Source organism: Pseudomonas sp. JH-2, assembly GCF_036231725.1.
Lineage (GTDB): Bacteria > Pseudomonadota > Gammaproteobacteria > Pseudomonadales > Pseudomonadaceae > Pseudomonas > Pseudomonas delhiensis.
In genome coordinates this window covers 92,121-110,600 of the sequence record NZ_JAZAQP010000015.1, presented here as the reverse complement: position 1 = coordinate 110,600, position 18,480 = coordinate 92,121, and the positions used below count along the sequence as shown (strand labels likewise).

The window sequence follows — 18,480 nt, the reverse complement described above, 5'->3', positions numbered from 1 at the left end:
TCAATGCCCGTCGTCGGGCTCCAGGCGCCGCGGCGCCTGGGCCGAGCGGCCGTCGTCGCGGGCCAGCTGGAAGAAGATCGCCGCCGCCGCCATCGACATCAGCCCCACGCTCAGGTAGGTCGCGTGGAAGGCGCCGAGCACGTCGCCGGCGTTGATCTCGACATCGCTCTTGAAGCCGCCCAGCAGCGCGGCCGCGCAGGCCACGCCGAGGCCGATGGACAGTTGCATCACCACCGACAGCAGGCTGTTGCCGGCGCTGGCGTTGTCGTCGCGCAGGTCGATCAGCGTCAGGGTGTTCATCGCCGTGAACTGCAGCGAGTTGACCCCGCCGAGCAGCCCCAGGTGGATCAGCAGCCAGGGGTACGGGGTGTCCTGGTCGATCAGCCCCAGGCCTGCGATCAGCGCGCCCAGCAGCAGGGTGTTGCCGACCAGCAGGCGGCGGTAGCCGAACAGGTCGAGGATGCCCTTGGCCAGCGGCTTGACGACCATGGCCATGGCGGCCAGCGGGATCATGGTCATGCCCGCCTTGGCCGGCGCGAAGCCCAGGCCGACCTGTAGCAGCAGGGGCGTGAGGAACGGCAGCGAGCCGCTGCCCAGGCGGGCGAACAGGTTGCCCAGCACGCCCACGGCGAAGGTGCGCGTCTTGAACAGGCTGGGCGGGAACAGCGGCGCCTCGACGTTCAGGGCGCGCAGCCAGTAGGCGGCGAGCAGGACCAGGCCGCCGATCAGCAGCATCACCACCCGCACGTGGGGCATGTGCAGCTCGCCCAGGCCTTCCAGGGCGATGGTGATCAGCACCATGGCGCCGCCGAAGAGCAGGAAGCCGGGGCCGTCGAAGCGGCTGAGCGCGGCGCCGCGCAGGTCGGGCATGAGGCGGATGGCGAAGACGATGCCCAGCAGCCCGACCGGGATGTTGATGAGGAAGATCCAGTGCCAGCTGGCGTACTCCACCAGCCAGCCGCCCAGGGTCGGGCCGGTCAGCGGGCCGAGCAGGCCGGGGATGGTGACGAAGCTGAGCACCCGCACCAGGTCGCTGCGCGGGTACACGCGCAGGATCACCAGGCGCCCCACCGGCATCATCAGCGCGCCGCCCAGGCCCTGCACCACGCGGGCGATGATCAGCACCCCGAGGCTTGGCGAGAGCGCGCAGAACAGCGAGCCGAGGCTGAACAGGAAGATGGCGAAGATGAACACCCGGCGCGTGCCGAAGCGGTCGGCGATCCAGCCGGAGGCGGGAATCAGCAGGGCCACGGTGAGCAGGTAGGCGATGACCACCCCCTGCATGCGCAGCGGGTCCTCGTCCAGCGAACGGGCCATGCTCGGCAGCGCGGTGTTGAGGATGGTGCCGTCCAGCGCCTGCATGAAGAAGGCGACGGCCACCAGCCAGGGGAGGATGCGGGCGATGCGCGGGGTGAGGATGAAGGGCTCGCTCATGATGGGTCCTTGTTCGGCTCCCGCAAGCATAGGCGGGGAGGGCAGTGCTGCGCGAGGGGCGCGCCAGAGCCTTTGCGCTGTTCGGCCGCGCTGGCGCGGCGGCGGCCCTGTGCTAGACCTGAAGGGGCTTTCGCGGCGCCCCGCGGGCATGCCGGAAGGGGCGCAAGATTGCGCCGCGGTGGCGGAACAATGGCACCCGGCGCCAGTCCAACCAGCGTGCGGCGCACCTTCGGCGTCGCACGCCACTGCATCAGGAGATGTCGATGACCGTCAGATTCCGTGTCACCTGCGCCGCCGCGGCGCTGCTCGCCGCCAGTTCCGCCTTCGCCTTCAACCTTGGCGACGCCGCCAAGGCGGTGTCCGGCGTGGCCGAGGGCGGCAACCCGGGCCAGGTGGCTTCCACCCCGCAGACCAGCGGCCTGCTCGGCGCCCTCACCGGGCAGCTGGGCGTCAGCGACGAACAGGCCATCGGCGGCACTGGCGCGCTGCTCGGCCTGGCCAAGAACAAGCTCAGCGGCGGCGACTATTCGCAGCTGATCCAGAGCGTGCCGGGGCTGGACAAGCTCAGCGGCGCCAACGCCCTGGGCGGCCTCGGCGGGACCCTGGGCAACCTCGGCGGCACCGGCGCCAAGGGCCTGCTGGGCAACGTCAACAGCATGGGCGACGTGAACAGCGCCTTCAGCACCCTGGGCATGGACCAGGGCATGACCGGCAAGTTCGCCGGCGTGCTGCTGGACTACTTCGGCAAGCAGGGCGTGAGCAGCGACCTGCTGGGCAGCCTGGGTAGCCTGTGGGGTGTGGGCGGCTAAGCGCCGCGACGTTTACTGTAGGAGCGCGCCCTGCGCGCGAATCGCGGGCAGGGCCCGCTCCTACCATACCGGTGGCACGGCTTCTCGTAGGAGCGAGCTTGCTCGCGAACAGATTCCGCCGCGGGGCTCATTCGCGAGCAAGCTCGCTCCTACGAAAGCACTTCGGCGCGTTCTGCAAACAACGTAGGGGCGTCCGGAACGAAGGGCACGGCTGTCAGTCAAATCCGCTGACCGCCCATGCCGAGGCGGGACCTGTCTGCCGCGGAGCCCCCGATGATCGCCCGAGCCCTTCCCATCCTCGCCGCCTGCGCCTGGCTGGCGGCCTTCCCGGCCGCCGCCGAGACCTTCGAGGAAATCCCCAGCGCCGAGTCCGGTGCCGCGGCAACGGCCGCCAACGGCCTGGTGGAAACCCTCGGCCAGCGCCTGAACATCAGCGACGAGCAGGCCATCGGTGGCGCCGGCGCGCTGATCGGCCTGGCCATGAACCGCCTCGACGACAGCCAGGGCTCGCAGCTGCAGAAGAGCCTGCCGGGGCTGGACCAGCTGTCCTCGGGCACCCTCGGCGGCGGCATCGGCGCCCTGCTGGGCGGCGCCGGGCAGTTGCTCGGCGGCATCCAGAACCTGCAGGACGTCGACCAGGTGTTCAACGTGCTGGGCATGAGCGAGGGCATGGTCGACCAGTTCGCCACGGTGATGCTCGACTACCTGGTCAAGCAGGGGCTGAACAGCCAGTTGCTGGGCACCCTCGGCAAGCTCTGGGAAAGCACCCCGCTGCCTGCAGCCCCAGCCACCGCCGTGGCCGGCAAAGCGGTCTAGCTCAGAACTCGGCGCGCAACGCGTCGATGCGTGCGTCCTTTTCTTCCCACAGGCGCGACACCCAGGCCTGCACGTACTGGCGGAATTCCGCATCGTTCTCGTAGTCGCCCTGCCACAGCGCAGGGTCGATCCCGAGGGTGCGGATATCGACTATCACCCGCGGCACCTTGCCGCTGAGCAGGTCCCAGAAGCCCGGCTTGGGACCCTTTGGGTAGACCACGGTGACGTCGAGCATGGCGTCCAGCTGCTCGCCCAGGGCGGCCAGCACGAAGGCCACGCCGCCGGCCTTGGGCTTGAGCAGGTTCTGGTACGGCGACTGCTGCTGGGCCTGCTTGGCCGGGGTGAAGCGGGTGCCTTCCAGGTAGTTCACCACGGTCACCGGCATGCCCTTGAACTTCTCGCAGGCGGCCTTGGTGATCTCCAGGTCCTTGCCCTTCAGGTGCGGGTTCTTTTCCAGGAAGGCCTTGGAGTAGCGCTTCATGAAGGGGTAGTCCAGGGCCCAGAAGGCCAGGCCGAGGAAGGGCACCCAGATCAGCTCCTTCTTCAGGAAGAACTTGAAGTAGGGCGTCTTGCGGTTGAAGGCCTGGACCAGTGCGGGGATGTCGACCCAGGACTGGTGGTTGCTCACCACCAGGTAGGAGGTGTCGCGGCGCAGCTGGTCGCCGCCACGGATGTCCCAGACGGTGGGCGTCATCAGGGCGAAGATGGCCTTGTCGATCTCCGCCCAGGTCTCGGCGATCCACATCACGCCGTTGGAGCAGGCGTCCTTGAGCGCCTTGCCCGGCAGCAGCAGCTTGAGCAGGGCGATCAGCAGCATCGGGCCGATCAGGATCAGGGTGTTGAGCAGCAGCAGGAGGGTGGTGACTATGCCGGTCAGCGTGGCCCACATGGCGGTGCGATTCCTTGTTCCGGTTGGCGCGGCCATGATACGCAGGCGGCGTGGCCAGCCCAAGCCACCCCCCTGCCGCAACGTGCGCCGGAGCACTATGCTCTGGGTAACTGCCCCGACGATTGCCTGCCATGCCCGATTCCTTCTATGTACGCCTGCCGGTCAGGGACGTGACCCTCGGTATGTACCTCCACGAACTGTGCGGCTCATGGATGGACCACCCGTTCTGGCGCCGGCGTTTCCTGCTGGACGACCCCGAGGACCTCAGGCGCCTGCGCGAGAGCGGCGTGCTCGAGGTGCTGATCGACCCGGGCAAGGGCCTTTCGCCCCGTCCCGTACTGGCCCCCGGGGAGCCTGCTACGGCGCCGCCCCCCGTTTCGCCCGCAGCGCCGCCGGAGAAGCCCTGGCGCGCCATGGAGGACGAGCTGCGCGCGGCGCACCGGTTGTGCGTGCAGTCCAAGCGCGCGGTCATGGAAATGTTCCAGGACGCGCGCATGGGCAAGGCGGTGAGCGCCGGTCACGCCCAGGAGCTGGTGGAGCAGATCGCCGCCTCGGTGCAGCGCCACCCCAATGCGCTGATCAGCCTGGCGCGGCTGAAGAACGCCGACGAATACACCTACCTGCACTCGGTGGCGGTCTGCGCGCTGATGATCGCCCTGGCGCGCCAGCTCGGCCTGGACGAGGCGCTGGTGCGCGAGGCAGGCGTGGCCGGGCTGCTGCACGACATCGGCAAGATGCACGTGCCCATGGAATTGCTGAACAAGCCGGGGCGCCTGGACGAGCAGGAGTTCGCCCGGGTCCGCGAGCACCCGCGGCGCGGCCTGGACATCCTCATCCAGGGCCGCCAGGTCGGCGCCCTGGTGCTGGACGTGTGCCTGCACCACCACGAGAAGCTCGACGGCAGCGGCTACCCGCACCACCTGGCCGGCGAGCAGATCAGCCTGTTCGCGCGCATGGGCGCGGTCTGCGACATCTACGACGCCATCACCTCCGACCGCCCCTACAAGGCCGGCTGGGACCCCGCCGAGTCGATCCGGCGCATGGGCCAGTGGTGCGGCACGCACCTGGACGAGCAGGTGTTCCGCGCCTTCGTCAAATGCCTGGGGATCTACCCCGTGGGCTCGCTGGTGCGCCTGGAGAGCGAGCGCCTGGCGGTGGTGCTGGAGCAGCATCCCGAGTCGCTGCTCACCCCGGTGCTCAAGGTGTTCTATTCGATCCGCACGCGCGCGGCGATTCCCCAGGAAGTGCTCGACCTGGCGAAGCTCAAGGGCCGCGAGCGCATCGTCGGCCGCGAGTCACCGGCGCAGTGGGGCTTCCGCAACCTGGAGACGCTGTGGAGCGGCCTGGACCGCCGCCGCGGCTCGCTGTTCGACGGCTGACGGTGGCCGCTGGCGAACCCCGGGCCGGCGTGGTAGTCCTATGCGCCATGCATCCCGAACTGCCCTGGAGATTCCCGTGAAACCCGTTCCCGCCCTGCTTTCGCTGCTCGTCCTGCCCGGCCTGGCCCTCGCCGCCGAGCCCAAGCTCTATGGGCGCTACGAATGGGTCGGCTTGCCCGAGCTGAGCCAGACGCTGCAGGCCAAGATGGACACCGGCGCCTACACCTCGTCGCTGTCGGCCAAGGACATCCAGCTGTTCCAGCGCGACGGCGAGCAGTGGGTGCGCTTCCGCCTGGCCACCAAGGACGGCGGCGACTCGCAGTACGAGCACAAGCTGGCGCGCATCTCCAAGATCAAGAACCGCGCCGACGAAGCCGGCGAGGACGACGAGGAGGAACGCGCCGGCGGCCTCAGCGAGCGCCCGGTGATCCTGCTGCCGGTGTGCCTGGGCGGCGACCAGCAGGTGATCGAGGTCAACCTCACCGACCGCAGCCGCTTCAACTATCCCTTCCTGATGGGCGCCAAGGGCCTGCGCAAGTTCCACGCCGCGGTGGACGCCAGCGAGCGCTTCGCCGCCGGCAAGCCCAACTGCGCGGGTGGCCGCGAAGCCGATTGACGGGGCGCGGGCCTTGCGGCTTGATGGAGGACCGCCACCCCCGCGCACGGAAGCCATGCCGCACATCCTCATCGTCGAAGACGAAGCCGCCATCGCCGACACCCTGCTCTACGCCCTGCAGGCCGAAGGCTTCGCCGCCACCTGGCTGAGCCTGGCCGGCGAGGCCCTGCAGCGCCTGCGCGAGGAGGCCTTCGACCTGGTCATCCTCGACGTCGGCCTGCCCGACATCAGCGGCTTCGAGGCCTGCCGCCAACTGCGCCGCTTCTCCGAGGTGCCGGTGATCTTCCTCACCGCCCGCGACGCCGAGATCGACCGCGTGGTGGGCCTGGAGATCGGCGCCGACGACTACGTGGTCAAGCCCTTCAGCCCGCGCGAGGTGGCTGCGCGGGTCAAGGCCATCCTCCGCCGCGGCCCGCCCCGCGCCAGCGCCGAAGCGGCGCCGGCCGGGCCCTTCCAGGTGGACGAGGCGCGCTTCCTGATCCACTACCGCGGCCAGGCGCTGAACCTCACCCTCCATGAATTCCGCCTGCTCCAGGCGCTGCTGGCGCGCCCGGGCCGGGTGTTCAGCCGCGAGTTGCTGCTGCAGGCCCTGGGCGTGGCGGCCCAGGCCGGCTACGAGCGCAACATCGACAGCCACATCAAGAGCCTGCGCGCCAAGCTGCGCCAGGTGGCCGCGGATGCCGAGCCGATCCAGACGCACCGCGGCCTGGGCTACAGCTACGCGGCGGAGAAGGCCTGATGCCGCTGGGCGTGCGGATCTTCCTGGCGTACTTCCTGTTCGTCGGGCTGACCGCCTACTTCGTGCTGAGCACGGTGATGGACGAGATCCGCCCCGGGGTGCGCCAGTCCACCGAGGAAACCCTGGTGGACACCGCCAACCTGCTGGCCGAGGTGCTGCGCGACGACCTGAAGCACGGCACCCTGGTCCACAGCCAGCTCCCCGAGCTGCTCAAGGCCTACGGCGCGCGCAGCCCCCAGGCGGACATCTGGGGCGTGCGCAAGAACGCGGTGAACCACCGTATCTACGTCACCGACGCCCGCGGCATCGTCCTGCTCGACTCGGCCGGCGAGGCGGTGGGCCAGGACTACTCGCGCTGGAACGACGTCTACCTGACCCTGCAGGGCAAGTACGGCGCGCGCTCCAGCCGCGAGTCGGCGGACGACCCGGACTCCTCGGTGATGTACGTGGCGGCGCCGATCAAGGACGGCGAGAAGATCATCGGCGTGGTCTCGGTGTCCAAGCCCAACCGCACCCTGCAGCCCTACATCGAACGCTCGCAGCGGCGCCTGGCCTGGCTCGGCGGCGGCCTTATCGTGCTCGGCCTGCTGGTCGGCGGGCTGCTCTCCTGGTGGCTGAGCGGCGCCCTGCGCAAGCTCACCCGCTACGCCCAGGCGGTCAGCGAGGGCCGCCGCGCCGAACTGCCGCGCTACCGCGGCGGCGAGATGGCACAACTGGCCGAGGCGGTGGAGCGCATGCGCGTGCAACTGGAGGGCAAGGCCTACGTCGAGCGCTACGTGCACACCCTGACCCACGAGCTGAAGAGCCCGCTGGCGGCCATCCGCGGCGCCGCCGAACTACTCGAAGGCGAGATGCCGGCGGCGCAGCGCGAGCGCTTCGTCGGCAACATCGCCGGCGAGAGCCAGCGCCTGCAGCAACTGGTGGAGCGCCTGCTGAACCTGGCCCAGGTGGAACAGCGCCAGGGCCTGGAGGAAAGCGAATCGGTAAACCTGCACGAACTGGTGGCGGAACTGCTGCAGGCCAACCTGGCGCGCCTGGAAGGCTTGCGGGTGGAGAACGCGGTGCCGGAGGAAGCGCTGGTGGTGGGGGAGCGCTTCCTGTTGCGCCAGGCGCTGGGCAACCTGCTGGACAATGCCCTGGACTTCACCCCGGCTGGTGGCCTGATCCGCTTCAGCGCCCTGCGCGAGGGGGAAAGCTGGCGCCTGGTGCTGTTCAACGAGGGGCCGGCGATTCCGGACTATGCGCTGGAGCGGCTGACGGAGCGGTTCTATTCCCTGCCGCGGCCGGGGACGGGGCGCAAGAGCACCGGGCTTGGGCTGAACTTCGTTGCCGAGGTGGCGGGGTTGCATGGTGGAAGGCTGGGTGTGGGGAATGTCGAGGGTGGGGTGAAGGCTTGGTTGGAGTTGCCGGCTGGCTGACAAGGGAAGAGCCAGAGAGCCCCTCTCCCCAGCCCTCGGCTGCGCGCCCCGCCCTGAAGGGAGAGGGGGCTTGTCCGTGCCGGCTGAAAGCAAGGCTTCAGCCGGGCGTCACGGCATCCGGCGAACTCCAGAGCATCCAAGCGCTCCGAACGGTCCCCTCTCCCTTCAGGGAGAGGGTTAGGGAGAGGGAAAGGCGCCCACCCACCACACCGAAGCAAGCCCCCACACAATCCCCACAATCTCCCCATTCCCGCTCCACAAACCCTCCACCTACGCCAATCAGACTCTCCACCACCCTAACCCCCGGAGAGCCCCCATGAACCGCCCCCTGCTTTTCAAGCTCGGCGCCATCGCCGTGCTCATGCTCCTGCTGCTGGTCCCCCTGCTGATGATCGATGGCCTGGTCGTGGAGCGGCAGGCCTACCGCGACGGCGTGCTGCAGGACATCGCCCGCAGTTCCGCCTACGCCCAGCGCCTGCGCGGGCCGCTGCTGGTGGTGCCCTACGTGCGCCAGGTGCTGGAGTGGGAGCGCGACGAGCGCAGCGGCACCCGCGTGCAGGTGCAGCGGGAGAAGCGCGGGCGCCTGTACTTCCTGCCGGAGACCTTCCTGGTCGACGGCCAGATGAGCACCGAGCTGCGCCACCGCGGCATCTACGAGGCGCGCCTGTACCACCTGGAAAGCCGCGTCAGCGGCAGTTTCGTGGTGCCGGCGCACTACGGCGTGCGCGACGACCTGGGCAGCTACCGCTTCGAGCAGCCGTTCCTGGCGGTGGGCATCAGCGACGTGCGTGGCATCCAGAACGCGCTCAAGCTGAGCCTCGACGACCGCACCCTGGACTTCGCCCCCGGCAGCCGCTCGCAGCGCCTGGGCGAGGGCGTGCACGCGCCCCTGCCGCTGGACGCCAGCGCCGCCGAACAGCGCTTCGACTACGCCTTCGAACTGGCCCTGCTGGGCAGCTCGCGGCTGGACATCACCCCGGTGGGCCGCGACAGCCAGGTCAACCTCAAGGCCGACTGGCCGCACCCCAGCTTCGGCGGCGAGTTCCTGCCGGTGGAGCGCAGCATCGGCGCCGACGGCTTCAGCGCGCGCTGGCGCACCAGCTTCTTCGCCAGCAGCATGGAGGAGGCGCTGCAGAACTGCTTCGCCGGCAAGGGCTGCGACACCTTCGATTCGCGCGGCTTCGGCGTCAGCCTGGTGGACCCGGTGGACCAGTACCTCAAGGCCGATCGCGCGCTGAAGTACGCGCTGCTGTTCATCGGCCTGACCTTCGCCGGCTTCTTCCTCTTCGAGGTGCTCAAGGGCCTGGCCCTGCACCCGGTGCAGTACGCCCTGGTGGGCCTGGCCCTGGCGCTGTTCTACCTGCTGTTGCTGTCGCTGGCCGAGCACGTTGGCTTCGAGCGTGCCTACCTGGCCTCCGCCGGCGCCTGCGTGGCATTGATCGGCTTCTACCTGTGCACGGTGCTGCGCAGCGTGGTGCGCGGCTGCGCCTTCGGCGCCGGCCTGGGGCTGCTCTACGCCATGCTCTATGGCCTGCTGCGGGCCGAGGACTATGCGCTGCTGATGGGCTCGCTGCTGTTGTTCGCGGTGCTCGCCGGGGTGATGGCGCTGACCCGCCGGCTGGACTGGTACGGCGTCGGCCGGCGCGCGGAGCCGCGGTTTTCCCTGGACGAAGTGAGCCACGAAGGCTGAAGGAGGCCGCCATGCAGCTGCTGATCGCTGTACTGCCGGGAGCGCGCCGGTGAGCGCCTGGGGCGGGTTGCGCGAGGAGCGCCGGGCCGGCCGGCGCCTGGCCCGGCGGATCGCCGGCCTGGTGTTGCGGGTGCGCGGGGAAGGGTTCGCGAGCAAGCTCGCTCCTACGAAGAGCGGGGGGCGCGCCCAGCCTGGCCCTGCTGCCCGCGGCGAATAACGCGTCAGCGTTATCCGCCGTGCCGATCCGTCAGGCCGGCTGGGTGGCCTGCAGGGAGGGGCGCCTGGCGGCCTCGGCGTACCAGGCCGCCAGCTTCGGGTAGCGCTCGCGCCAGGCCCAGTCGGGGCGGCGGAAGTCGAAGTAGCCCAGGGCGCAGGCCAGGCCGATGGCAACGATGTCGAAGCGCTCGTTCAGCGTCGCGAAGGCCTCGTTCTCGAAGTGCTCCAGGGCACGCTCGATCTTCTGCTGCTGGCCCTGCAGCCAGTCGTCCCAGCGCTTCTGCTCGGGGCGCACGAAGGTTTCGTAGCGGCTCAGCACGGCGGCGTCCATGACGGCGTCGGCCAGCGCGGCGAGGGTCAGGCGCTGCCAGCGCTGCGGGCCTTCGCGGGGGATCAGCGGTTCGCCGGCGTGCTGCTGGTCGAGATATTCGGCTATCACCCGGCTGTCGTACAGGGCCTGGCCGTCGGCCAGGCGCAGGCAGGGGATCTTGCCCGCCGGGTTGCAGGCGTTGACCCCGGCGTCCGGGCTCACCGGGCTGAGGCTGGCGGCCTGCAGGCGCACCTTGTCGAGCTGGCCGGTCTCGTGCAGCAGCACCATGACCTTGCGCACGAAGGGCGAGGCGGGGGCGTGGAACAGGGTGAGGGTGGGGCTCATGGCGTCTCCTGGTTATTCGCGGATGACCAGCAGCCTATCGCTGCCGGCGTCGGCGCCCCAGACCTCGCCGGGGCGGCCGCTGAGCTGGCTGACCCGGGCCTCGGCCTGGTCGCTGGGGTAGGCGGTGAATTTCTCGCTCTGCGGGTCGAAGCGCAACACGGCGTCGCCGCCCGGGTCGCTGAGCCACACGCGGTCCATGGCATCGACGTAGAGCGCGCCGGGCTGCGGGTGGTCGCCGGGCAGGCGCCAGCTCTTCCACTTGCCGTCGCTGGGGTCGAAGCGGCCGAGCCGGCCGCTGCCGGCTTCGCTGACCCACAGCCGGCCGATGGAGTCGGCGCCCAGTTGCTGCGGTCGCCCGCCTGGTTCGGGCAGCGGGAAGCGGGTGACGGCCTGGCCGAGGGGATCGATGCGGTTGATGCTGTCGTCGTCGGCGGAGGCGTACCAGACCTGGCCGTCGGGCGTCACCGCCAGGCCCTGGGCGCTCTTGCCGCCGGGCGTGGCCCAGACCTCGAGCTTGTGCGTGGCGGGGTCGATGCGGCCGTAGAAACCCTTCGCGCCGGTGAACCAGATGTCGTGGTCGTCATCGTAGGCCAGGCTGTCCAGGCCGGCGTCGGCGGCCTCCTTGGGCAGCGGCACCACCTCGCTGCCGAGGCGGTCCGGGTCGACGCGCACCAGGGCGTTGAGGCCGCTGTCGGCGATCCAGGCCTCGCCGTCCGGGCCGGCCAGCACGGCGCGCGGCTGCGAGCCCTTGCCCAGGCTGACCTGCTCGTCCTGGCCGCTCTGCGGGTCGAAGCGGCCCAGCGAACCATTGCCCCCGGCGACGTACCACAGCCGGCCGTCGTCGAGCATGGCCACGGCCTGGGGCGCGCTGCCTTTGCTCAGGGGGTAGTACTGCGGGTCTGCGGCGTGGGCGGTGCAGCTCAGCAGGAGGCCGAGCAGGGCGGGCAGGAGTCGCGGGCTTTGCGGCATGGGGGTGCTCCCGGGCGTGGCCGTTGGAAGGCGCACTGTAGCGCGCCACGCGCCGGGAGGCGAACGGCGCGCGGGGAACGCGCCGTGGGGAGGGCGGCCGCCATGGCGGCCGGAGGTCAGAACTTGTAGTCGACGCTGGCGACCACGTTGCGACGGTCGCCGTAGTAGCAGTAGAAGCCGTCGCAGGTGGAGATGTACTCCTTGTCGAACACGTTGTTGGCGTTCACCGCCACGCTCAGGCCCTTGAGGTTGCTGTCCAGGCGACCGAGGTCGTAGCGCACCGCGGCGTCGTACAGGGTGTAGGAGCCGGTGTGGCCGTCCGACTTGTTGCGCACGTAGCCCATGCTGCCGATGGCGATGTTGTCGGTCTCGCCCACGTAGCGGGTGCCGAAGCCGACGCCGAAGCCGTCGAGCAGCCCCTGGTGCCAGGTGTAGTCGGCCCACAGCGAGGCCTGGTTCTCCGGGGGCAGCGGCAGCGGGCGGTTCTTGTCCAGCGGGTTGGCGACCTTGGTCATCTTGCTGTTGGAGTAGGTGTAGGCGGCGGTGATCTTGAGGTTCTCGGTGACGTCGCCGACCGCCTCCAGCTCGAAGCCGCGGACCTGCGCCTCACCCACCGGGCTGCTGCGGCCCAGGGAATCGGAGAGCACGATGTTCTGGCGGGTCAGGTCGTAGACGGCGGCGCTGAGCAGCAGGTTGCTGCCGGTCGGCTGGTATTTCACGCCCACTTCGTACTGCTTGCCGGTGCTCGGCTCGAAGGCGGCGCCGTTGTTGCCGCCGGCCTCGGTCCGGAACGACTCGGCGTAGGACACGTAGGGCGCCAGGCCATTCTCGAACACGTAGCTGAGCGCCGCGTTGCCGCTGAACTGGCTGTCGCGGCGGGTGTCGGTGGCGCCGCCGGCGTTGTAGAACTTCGAGCCGGTATGGGCCCAGTCCTGGCGGCCGCCGAGGGTCAGGCGCCAGTTGTCCAGGGCCATCTGGTCCTGGGCGTAGAGGCCGGTGTCGCGCATCTTCTGGTCGTAGTCGTTGTATGCGGTATAGCTGACGTTGCTGAAATCCTGGCCGTAGACCGGGTGGATGATGTTGCTGCTCGGCGCGCTGCCGTACAGCCACTGGTAGTTGGTGTTGGCGCGCTGGTGGTCCAGGCCCAGTAGCAGGGTGTGCTTGACCGGGCCGGTGGCGAAGTCGGCCTGGAAGTTGTTGTCGATGGCGAACTGGCTGATGTCTTCGTTGACCACGTTGGCGCCGCGCGCCAGGGTGCCGTCGTCGCTCACCGCGGTGGCCCAGCCGCCGGCGGTGATGCCCTGGAACGACAGGTCGCTCTTGGTGTAGCGCAGGTTCTGGCGGAACTGCCAGACGTCGTTGATGCGGTGCTCGAAGGCGTAGCCCAGGGCGTAGTAGGTCTTGTCGTAGAATTCCCAGTCCGGGTCGCCCAGGTTCTCGTGGAATTTCACCTTGCCCGCCGGGGTCGACAGCTTGGTGCCCTGCAGCGGCAGGAACTGGCTGGTGATGCCGGTATCGTCGCGGTTGAACTGCGAGAGGAAGGTCAGGCGGGTGTCGTCGCTGAAGTTCCAGGTGACGCTCGGCGCGATGTTGTAGCGCTTGCTGTCGACATGCTCGACCTGGGTGTTGCTGTCGCGGACCACGCCGCTGACGCGGTAGAGCATCTGGCCCTGGTCGTCGATCTTGCCGGTGCTGTCGAAGGCAATCTGCTTGTGCTCGTAGCTGCCGACCTGCAGCTGCACTTCATGGCTGCTTTCCTCCTGCGGGCGGCGGCTGACCATGTCCAGCAGGCCGCCGGGCGGGGTCTGGCCGTACAGCGAGGAAGCCGGGCCACGCAGCAGGGCGACGCGCTCCAGGTCCCAGGTCTCCAGCTTGGGCATGGTGTAGGAGCCCTTGGGCAGGGGCAGGCCGTCGAGGAACTGGGTGGGCTCGAAGCCGCGCACCTTCAGCCATTCGGCGCGGGTGTCGCTGCCGTAGCTGCTGGCGATCACGCCGGGCATGTAGCGCACCGCGTCGTCGAGGTTCTGCACGTTGCGGTCCTGCATCTGCTCGCGGGTGGCCACGGAGACCGACTTGGGCGTCTCGAGGATCGAACTGTCGGTCTTGGTGCCGGCGCGGGTGCGGGTGGCGAGGTAGCCGACGGCCGGGCCGTCCGGGTCTTCCTGCACGGCGCTCACGGTGGTGGCGCCCATGGCCAGGGTGTCCTTGGGCAGCGGGCGCACGCTGTAGCTGCCGGCGTTCTCCACCAGCTCCAGGCCGGTGCCTTCCAGCGCCTGGCGCAGGGCGCCGAGGCCGTCGTAGCGGCCTTGCACGGCATGGGCGTTGCGGCCGCTGGCCAGGGCCGGGTCGAGGCTCAGGCTGATCCCGGCTTCCGCGGCGATGCGGTTGAGGGTGCTGGCCAGCGGGGCGGCGGGCAACTGGTAGTCGCGTACGGCGTCGGCGGCGACGGAAGCCAGCGGGCTGGCGAGGAGGATGGCGGCGGCCAGCAGGTGCGGGCGGAAGGCCATGGTGGGGGACGGCATCGGGGATTCACTCCTGGGTGTGAATATGTTTCGTTCGCCTGATTGCCGGACGACAATCGAAAAGTGATAGGGCTGTGCGAAAAAATTTCGCGGGGCCTATTTCCAGTCCGATACAGCGTGATCAAGGGGCGTTCGGCTATCGCGGACAAGGTCGTCTCAGGTTTGCGCCGAACTTCCCGTTCATGCCGGACAGCACCCTCTCCCTTCAGGGAGAGGGTTGGGGAGAGGGAGCGGAGCAAATCCGAAGCACCGTTGTCCCCGGTAAATGCCATTCGCGAGCAAGCTCGCTCCTACGAAGAGCGTTTTTACGAAGAGCATTTCGCGCGGCCGGCAGGCTCAGCCGCGCGGCACCACCTTCGCCCACCAGTCGCCGTGGCGCTCGATGCGCACCGGCAGGCTCGGCGGCAGCGAATCCAGGGCCAGGTCGGTGTCGCGCAGGGAGAAGCTGCCGCTGATGCGCATGTCGGCCAGCGCCGGGTCCAGGCCGAGGTAGCCGCTGCGGTACTGGCCGAGTTTCTCCAGCAGGTCGGCCAGGCGCAGGTTGTCGGCCACCAGCATGCCGTGGGTCCAGGCGTCGGCGGTGGCGCTGTTGGCTTCCAGCGGCCCCAGGCCGTCGGCGCGCACCAGCACGTGGCGCCCCTGGGGGATGACGGTCTCGTCGCGGCCCCGTTCGGGTCTGGCCGCCACCGCGGACTGCAGCACGCTGAGCAGGGTACCGTCGGCCCGGCGCTCCACCAGGAAGCGGGTGCCCAGGGCGCGCAGGCGGCCGTCGCGGGTCTCGACGATGAACGGGCGGCTGTCGCCGTGGGCGGTCTGCACCATGATTTCGCCGTCGAGCAGGACGATGCGCCGCTCGCTGGCGTCGAAGCGGATGTCCAGGGCGGTGCGGCTGTCCAGTTGCACCAGGGTGTCGTCGGGCAGGCGCAGTTCGCGCAGCTCGCCGGTGCCGGTGACCACGTCGGCCAGGGCGTAGCGCAGCGGCAGGTAGCGGTTGCCCACGCCCAGGGCCAGCATCCCGGCCAGCAGCAGCGACAGGCCGGTGCCGGCCAGCCGCCGCAGCTTGCGCCGCGACTCGCCCGGCGCCCGCAGCAGGGCGCTGCGCGCCGCGGGGGCGGCGGCCGCGCCCAGGTTGTGGTCGAGCATGCCCAACTGGTGCCAGGCGCGGGCGTGTTCGCTGTGGGCGGCGTGCCAGTGGGCGAAGGCGGCTTCGTCTTCGGCACGGGCCTCGCCGGAGCCCAGGCGCAGCTGCCAGGCGATGGCCTCGTCGAGGATGCGGACGGAGACCGGGCCCTTCATGTCGGCTCGCCGTACAGGGCGATGTAGCACTGGCGCAGGCCCTGGGCGATGTACTGGCGCACCCTGGGTACCGACACGCCCAGGCGCTCGGCGATCTCGGCGTGGCCCAGGCCATCCAGGCGGTTGAGCAGGAAGGCGCTGCGCGCGCGGCTGGACAGCTTGCCCAGCAGGCGGTCGATCTCGCGCAGGTCGGCGAGGATGAGGAACTGGGTTTCCACCGAGGGCTGCTCGGCCTCGGGCAGCTGCAGCAGTTCGTCGAGGTAGGCCTGCTCCAGCGCCTGGCGGCGCCAGTGGTCCACCAGCAGGCCCTTGGCCACGGTCACCAGGAAGGCCCGCGGCTCACGCAGGCTGGGCAGCTCGCGGCGGCCGAGGATGCGCACGAAGGTGTCCTGGCCGAGGTCCTCGGCGCGCTGCGGACAGCCGACGCTGCGATTGAGCCAGGCGAGCAGCCAGTCGCGATGGTCGCGGTAGAGCGCGCCTACGAATTCGCCATTGCCAGTCTGGACTGCCGACACCTTTGCTCCCCCACCCCGATTCGGAATGAACGACAAAACGATAACTATTCGCAAATGATCGCAAAGTGCAACCAGCCTGCGCAATCGGCGCCTGTCGGTTTTCGGGAAAAAGGCGGGCCAGAAATGAAAAAACCGCCCCGAAGGGCGGTTTTTCAGCTCACGCTGGCGCGAATCAGAGGCCGTTTTTCGCCTTGCTCTTCACCTTGAACTCGCGACGACGGCGGTGCAGCACCGGCTCGGTGTAGCCGTTGGGCTGCTTGGTGCCTTCGACCACCAGTTCCAGCGCGGCCTGGAAGGCCACGTTGTCGTCGAAGTTCGGCGCCATCGGGCGGTACAGCGGGTCGTTGGCGTTCTGCCGGTCGACCACCGCAGCCATGCGCTTCAGGCTCTCGACCACCTGCTCCTCGGTGATCACGCCGTGGCGCAGCCAGTTGGCCAGCAGCTGGCTGGAGATGCGCAGGGTGGCGCGGTCTTCCATCAGGCCGACGTCATTGATGTCCGGCACCTTGGAGCAGCCGACGCCCTGGTCGATCCAGCGCACCACGTAGCCGAGGATGCCTTGGGCGTTGTTGTCGATCTCGTTCTTGATCTCTTCCGCGCTCCAGTTGGTGTTCGGCGCCAGCGGAATGCTCAGGATGTCGTCGACCGAGGCCGGTGCGCGCTTGGCCAGTTCGGCCTGGCGGGCGAACACGTCGACCTTGTGGTAGTGCAGCGCGTGCAGGGTGGCCGCGGTGGGCGAGGGCACCCAGGCGGTGTTGGCGCCGGCCAGCGGGTGGGCGATCTTCTGCTCGAGCATGGCGGCCATCAGGTCCGGCATGGCCCACATGCCCTTGCCGATCTGCGCCTTGCCCTGCAGGCCGGTGGCCAGGCCGACGTCGACGTTGTTGTTCTCGTAGGCGCCGATCCACTTCTCGGTCTTCATGGCGCCCTTGCGCACCACGGCGCCGGCTTCCATGGAGGTGTGGATCTCGTCACCGGTCCGGTCGAGGAAGCCGGTGTTGATGAACACCACGCGCTCGCGGGCTTCCTTGATGCAGGCCTTGAGGTTGATGGTGGTGCGGCGCTCCTCGTCCATGATGCCGACCTTCAGGGTGTTGCGCGGCAGGCCGAGGACGTCCTCGACGCGGCTGAACAGCTCGCTGGTGAAGGCGACTTCTTCCGGGCCGTGCATCTTCGGCTTGACGATGTACACCGAGCCGGTGCGGGTGTTCTTGCGGCTGGTGTTGCCGTTGAGGTTGTGGATGGCGATCAGGCTGGTGAACAGGCCGTCCTGGATGCCTTCGGGAACCTCGTTGCCGTTCTTGTCGAGGATGGCATCGTTGGTCATCAGGTGACCGACGTTGCGCACGAACAGCAGCGAACGGCCGTGCAGGGTCAGCGCCGAGCCGTCGGCCTTGGTGTAGACGCGGTCCGGGTTCATGGTGCGGGTGAAGGTGCTGCCGCCCTTGCTGACTTCCTCGGCCAGGTCGCCTTTCATCAGGCCCAGCCAGTTGCGGTAGATGACCACTTTGTCGTCGGCATCGACGGCGGCGACCGAGTCTTCGCAGTCCATGATGGTGGTCAGCGCGGACTCCATCAGCACGTCTTTCACGCCGGCGGCGTCGGTCTGGCCGATCGGGCTGGTGGGGTCGATCTGGATTTCGAAGTGCAGGCCGTTGTGCTTGAGCAGCACGGCTTGCGGCTTGGCCGCTTCGCCCTGGAAGGCGATGAACTGGGCGGCGTTCTTCAGGCCGGTCTGGCTGCCGTTCTTCAGGGTGACCACCAGGGCGCCGTTGTTCACGGTGTAGGCGGTGGCGTCGACGTGGCTACCGCCTTCCAGCGGCGCGGCCTCGTCGAGGAAGGCGCGGGCGAAGGCGATGACCTTGTCGCCGCGGACCTTGTTGTAGCCCTTGCCCTTCTCGGCGCCGTTCTCTTCGCTGATGGCGTCGGTGCCGTAGAGCGCGTCGTACAGCGAGCCCCAGCGGGCGTTGGAGGCGTTCAGGGCGAAGCGTGCGTTCATCACCGGCACCACCAGCTGCGGGCCGGCCATGTGGGCGATTTCTTCGTCGACGTTCTGGGTGCTGGCCTGGAAGTCTTCGGCTTCGGGCAGCAGGTAGCCGATCTCCTGCAGGAAGGCCTTGTAGGCCGCGGCATCATGGGCCTGGCCGGCGCGAGCCTGGTGCCAGCCATCGATCTTGGCCTGCAGCTCGTCGCGCTTGGCGAGCAGGGCCTTGTTCTTCGGGGCCAGGTCGTTGACCACGGCCTCCACGCCTGCCCAGAACTTGCCGGCGTCTACGCCGGTACCGGGGATGGCTTCGTCGTTGACGAAGTCGAACAGGACTTTGGCGACCTGCAGGCCACCGACTTGAACGCGTTCAGTCATTGCTTGCCTCACTCTGCTCAGGACCAGCTCGGAACCCAGGCAAGACGCCTTGTAGTCCGAGCCGCGGAATACTACATGATGCCGTGGGAAAAATCAGTGGGCTTGCGTCGCGGTTAGACCAAAGAACGCATCTCAGTCACGTAGCAGCAACAATG

At 69.1% G+C, this 18,480-nt stretch carries 15 protein-coding genes; 7 read left to right on the top strand and 8 right to left on the bottom strand.

What is annotated here, in order from left to right:
• Positions 1–1,434: a multidrug transporter subunit MdtD gene (gene mdtD, locus VV867_RS13345; RefSeq protein ID WP_275627878.1), complete on the bottom strand. Its 1,434-nt coding sequence runs from the start codon at positions 1,432–1,434 to the stop codon at positions 1–3.
• A gap of 257 nt (positions 1,435–1,691) precedes the next feature.
• Here mdtD and VV867_RS13340 point away from each other — a divergent pair, with 257 nt between their 5' ends.
• Both VV867_RS13340 and VV867_RS13335 read left to right on the top strand, forming a co-directional pair.
• A complete protein-coding gene (locus VV867_RS13340; protein ID WP_442965020.1) occupies positions 1,692–2,243 on the top strand; it encodes a DUF2780 domain-containing protein in 552 nt (183 codons plus the stop codon).
• Positions 2,244–2,516: 273 nt separating this feature from the next.
• The gene (locus tag VV867_RS13335; RefSeq protein WP_109935136.1) at positions 2,517–3,059 is read left to right on the top strand and encodes a DUF2780 domain-containing protein; all 543 of its coding nucleotides are present in this window, start codon (positions 2,517–2,519) and stop codon (positions 3,057–3,059) included.
• 1 nt (position 3,060) lies between these two features.
• Here the strand turns inward: VV867_RS13335 and VV867_RS13330 are convergent, their stop codons facing one another.
• Positions 3,061–3,948 carry an acyltransferase gene (locus tag VV867_RS13330; RefSeq protein WP_109935137.1) on the bottom strand — a complete coding sequence of 296 codons (888 nt, stop codon included), beginning with the start codon at positions 3,946–3,948 and terminating at the stop codon, positions 3,061–3,063.
• Positions 3,949–4,079: 131 nt separating this feature from the next.
• On the opposite strand from VV867_RS13330, the gene VV867_RS13325 reads away from it, so the two are divergent.
• The 5 genes from VV867_RS13325 (at position 4,080) to creD (ending at position 9,790) form a co-directional block, all read left to right on the top strand.
• The gene (locus tag VV867_RS13325) at positions 4,080–5,327 is read left to right on the top strand and encodes an HD-GYP domain-containing protein (protein WP_109935138.1); all 1,248 of its coding nucleotides are present in this window, start codon (positions 4,080–4,082) and stop codon (positions 5,325–5,327) included.
• 76 nt (positions 5,328–5,403) lie between these two features.
• Positions 5,404–5,943, top strand: a complete 540-nt coding sequence (gene rloA2 / locus VV867_RS13320; protein WP_109935139.1) for a retropepsin-like aspartic peptidase RloA2 — start codon at positions 5,404–5,406, stop codon at positions 5,941–5,943.
• A 55-nt stretch (positions 5,944–5,998) separates the two neighbouring features.
• Positions 5,999–6,682, top strand: a complete 684-nt coding sequence (creB, locus tag VV867_RS13315) for a two-component system response regulator CreB (RefSeq protein WP_109935140.1) — start codon at positions 5,999–6,001, stop codon at positions 6,680–6,682.
• Positions 6,682–8,100, top strand: coding sequence for a two-component system sensor histidine kinase CreC (gene creC, locus VV867_RS13310; protein ID WP_328566627.1), 1,419 nt, complete (start codon positions 6,682–6,684; stop codon positions 8,098–8,100). Before creB ends, creC begins: the two co-directional genes overlap by 1 nt.
• Positions 8,101–8,416: 316 nt before the next feature.
• Positions 8,417–9,790, top strand: a complete 1,374-nt coding sequence (gene creD / locus VV867_RS13305) for a cell envelope integrity protein CreD (protein WP_328566626.1) — start codon at positions 8,417–8,419, stop codon at positions 9,788–9,790.
• 247 nt (positions 9,791–10,037) lie between these two features.
• Here the strand turns inward: creD and VV867_RS13300 are convergent, their stop codons facing one another.
• From VV867_RS13300 to VV867_RS13275, 6 genes are all read right to left on the bottom strand, one after another.
• The gene (locus tag VV867_RS13300; RefSeq protein ID WP_328566625.1) at positions 10,038–10,661 is read right to left on the bottom strand and encodes a glutathione S-transferase; all 624 of its coding nucleotides are present in this window, start codon (positions 10,659–10,661) and stop codon (positions 10,038–10,040) included.
• Between the two features lie 12 nt (positions 10,662–10,673).
• Positions 10,674–11,630 carry a Vgb family protein gene (locus VV867_RS13295; RefSeq protein ID WP_328566624.1) on the bottom strand — a complete coding sequence of 319 codons (957 nt, stop codon included), beginning with the start codon at positions 11,628–11,630 and terminating at the stop codon, positions 10,674–10,676.
• Between the two features lie 116 nt (positions 11,631–11,746).
• A complete protein-coding gene (locus VV867_RS13290) occupies positions 11,747–14,152 on the bottom strand; it encodes a TonB-dependent siderophore receptor (protein WP_328566623.1) in 2,406 nt (801 codons plus the stop codon).
• A 336-nt stretch (positions 14,153–14,488) separates the two neighbouring features.
• Positions 14,489–15,448, bottom strand: a complete 960-nt coding sequence (locus VV867_RS13285; RefSeq protein ID WP_328566622.1) for a FecR family protein — start codon at positions 15,446–15,448, stop codon at positions 14,489–14,491.
• Entirely contained in the window at positions 15,445–15,963 is a 519-nt protein-coding gene (locus tag VV867_RS13280) for an RNA polymerase sigma factor (RefSeq protein ID WP_009615470.1), read from the bottom strand. Before VV867_RS13280 ends, VV867_RS13285 begins: the two co-directional genes overlap by 4 nt.
• 172 nt (positions 15,964–16,135) lie before the next feature.
• Positions 16,136–18,325 (bottom strand): malate synthase G, encoded by a 2,190-nt coding sequence (locus tag VV867_RS13275; RefSeq protein ID WP_328566621.1) that lies wholly within the window; start codon positions 18,323–18,325, stop codon positions 16,136–16,138.
• Positions 18,326–18,480 lie beyond the last annotated feature (155 nt).

Bases quoted from the DNA above. Each gene is read 5' to 3' on its own strand.
- VV867_RS13335 (WP_109935136.1), top strand. From the start codon at position 2,517: ATGATCGCCCGAGCCCTTCCCATCCTCGCCGCCTGCGCCTGGCTGGCG.
- creC (WP_328566627.1), top strand. From the start codon at position 6,682: ATGCCGCTGGGCGTGCGGATCTTCCTGGCGTACTTCCTGTTCGTCGGG.
- VV867_RS13290 (WP_328566623.1), bottom strand. From the start codon at position 14,152: ATGCCGTCCCCCACCATGGCCTTCCGCCCGCACCTGCTGGCCGCCGCC.
- VV867_RS13325 (WP_109935138.1), top strand. From the start codon at position 4,080: ATGCCCGATTCCTTCTATGTACGCCTGCCGGTCAGGGACGTGACCCTC.
- VV867_RS13330 (WP_109935137.1), bottom strand. From the start codon at position 3,948: ATGTGGGCCACGCTGACCGGCATAGTCACCACCCTCCTGCTGCTGCTC.
- VV867_RS13285 (WP_328566622.1), bottom strand. From the start codon at position 15,448: ATGAAGGGCCCGGTCTCCGTCCGCATCCTCGACGAGGCCATCGCCTGG.
- creB (WP_109935140.1), top strand. From the start codon at position 5,999: ATGCCGCACATCCTCATCGTCGAAGACGAAGCCGCCATCGCCGACACC.
- mdtD (WP_275627878.1), bottom strand. From the start codon at position 1,434: ATGAGCGAGCCCTTCATCCTCACCCCGCGCATCGCCCGCATCCTCCCC.
- VV867_RS13295 (WP_328566624.1), bottom strand. From the start codon at position 11,630: ATGCCGCAAAGCCCGCGACTCCTGCCCGCCCTGCTCGGCCTCCTGCTG.
- creD (WP_328566626.1), top strand. From the start codon at position 8,417: ATGAACCGCCCCCTGCTTTTCAAGCTCGGCGCCATCGCCGTGCTCATG.
- VV867_RS13275 (WP_328566621.1), bottom strand. From the start codon at position 18,325: ATGACTGAACGCGTTCAAGTCGGTGGCCTGCAGGTCGCCAAAGTCCTG.
- VV867_RS13340 (WP_442965020.1), top strand. From the start codon at position 1,692: ATGTCGATGACCGTCAGATTCCGTGTCACCTGCGCCGCCGCGGCGCTG.
- VV867_RS13300 (WP_328566625.1), bottom strand. From the start codon at position 10,661: ATGAGCCCCACCCTCACCCTGTTCCACGCCCCCGCCTCGCCCTTCGTG.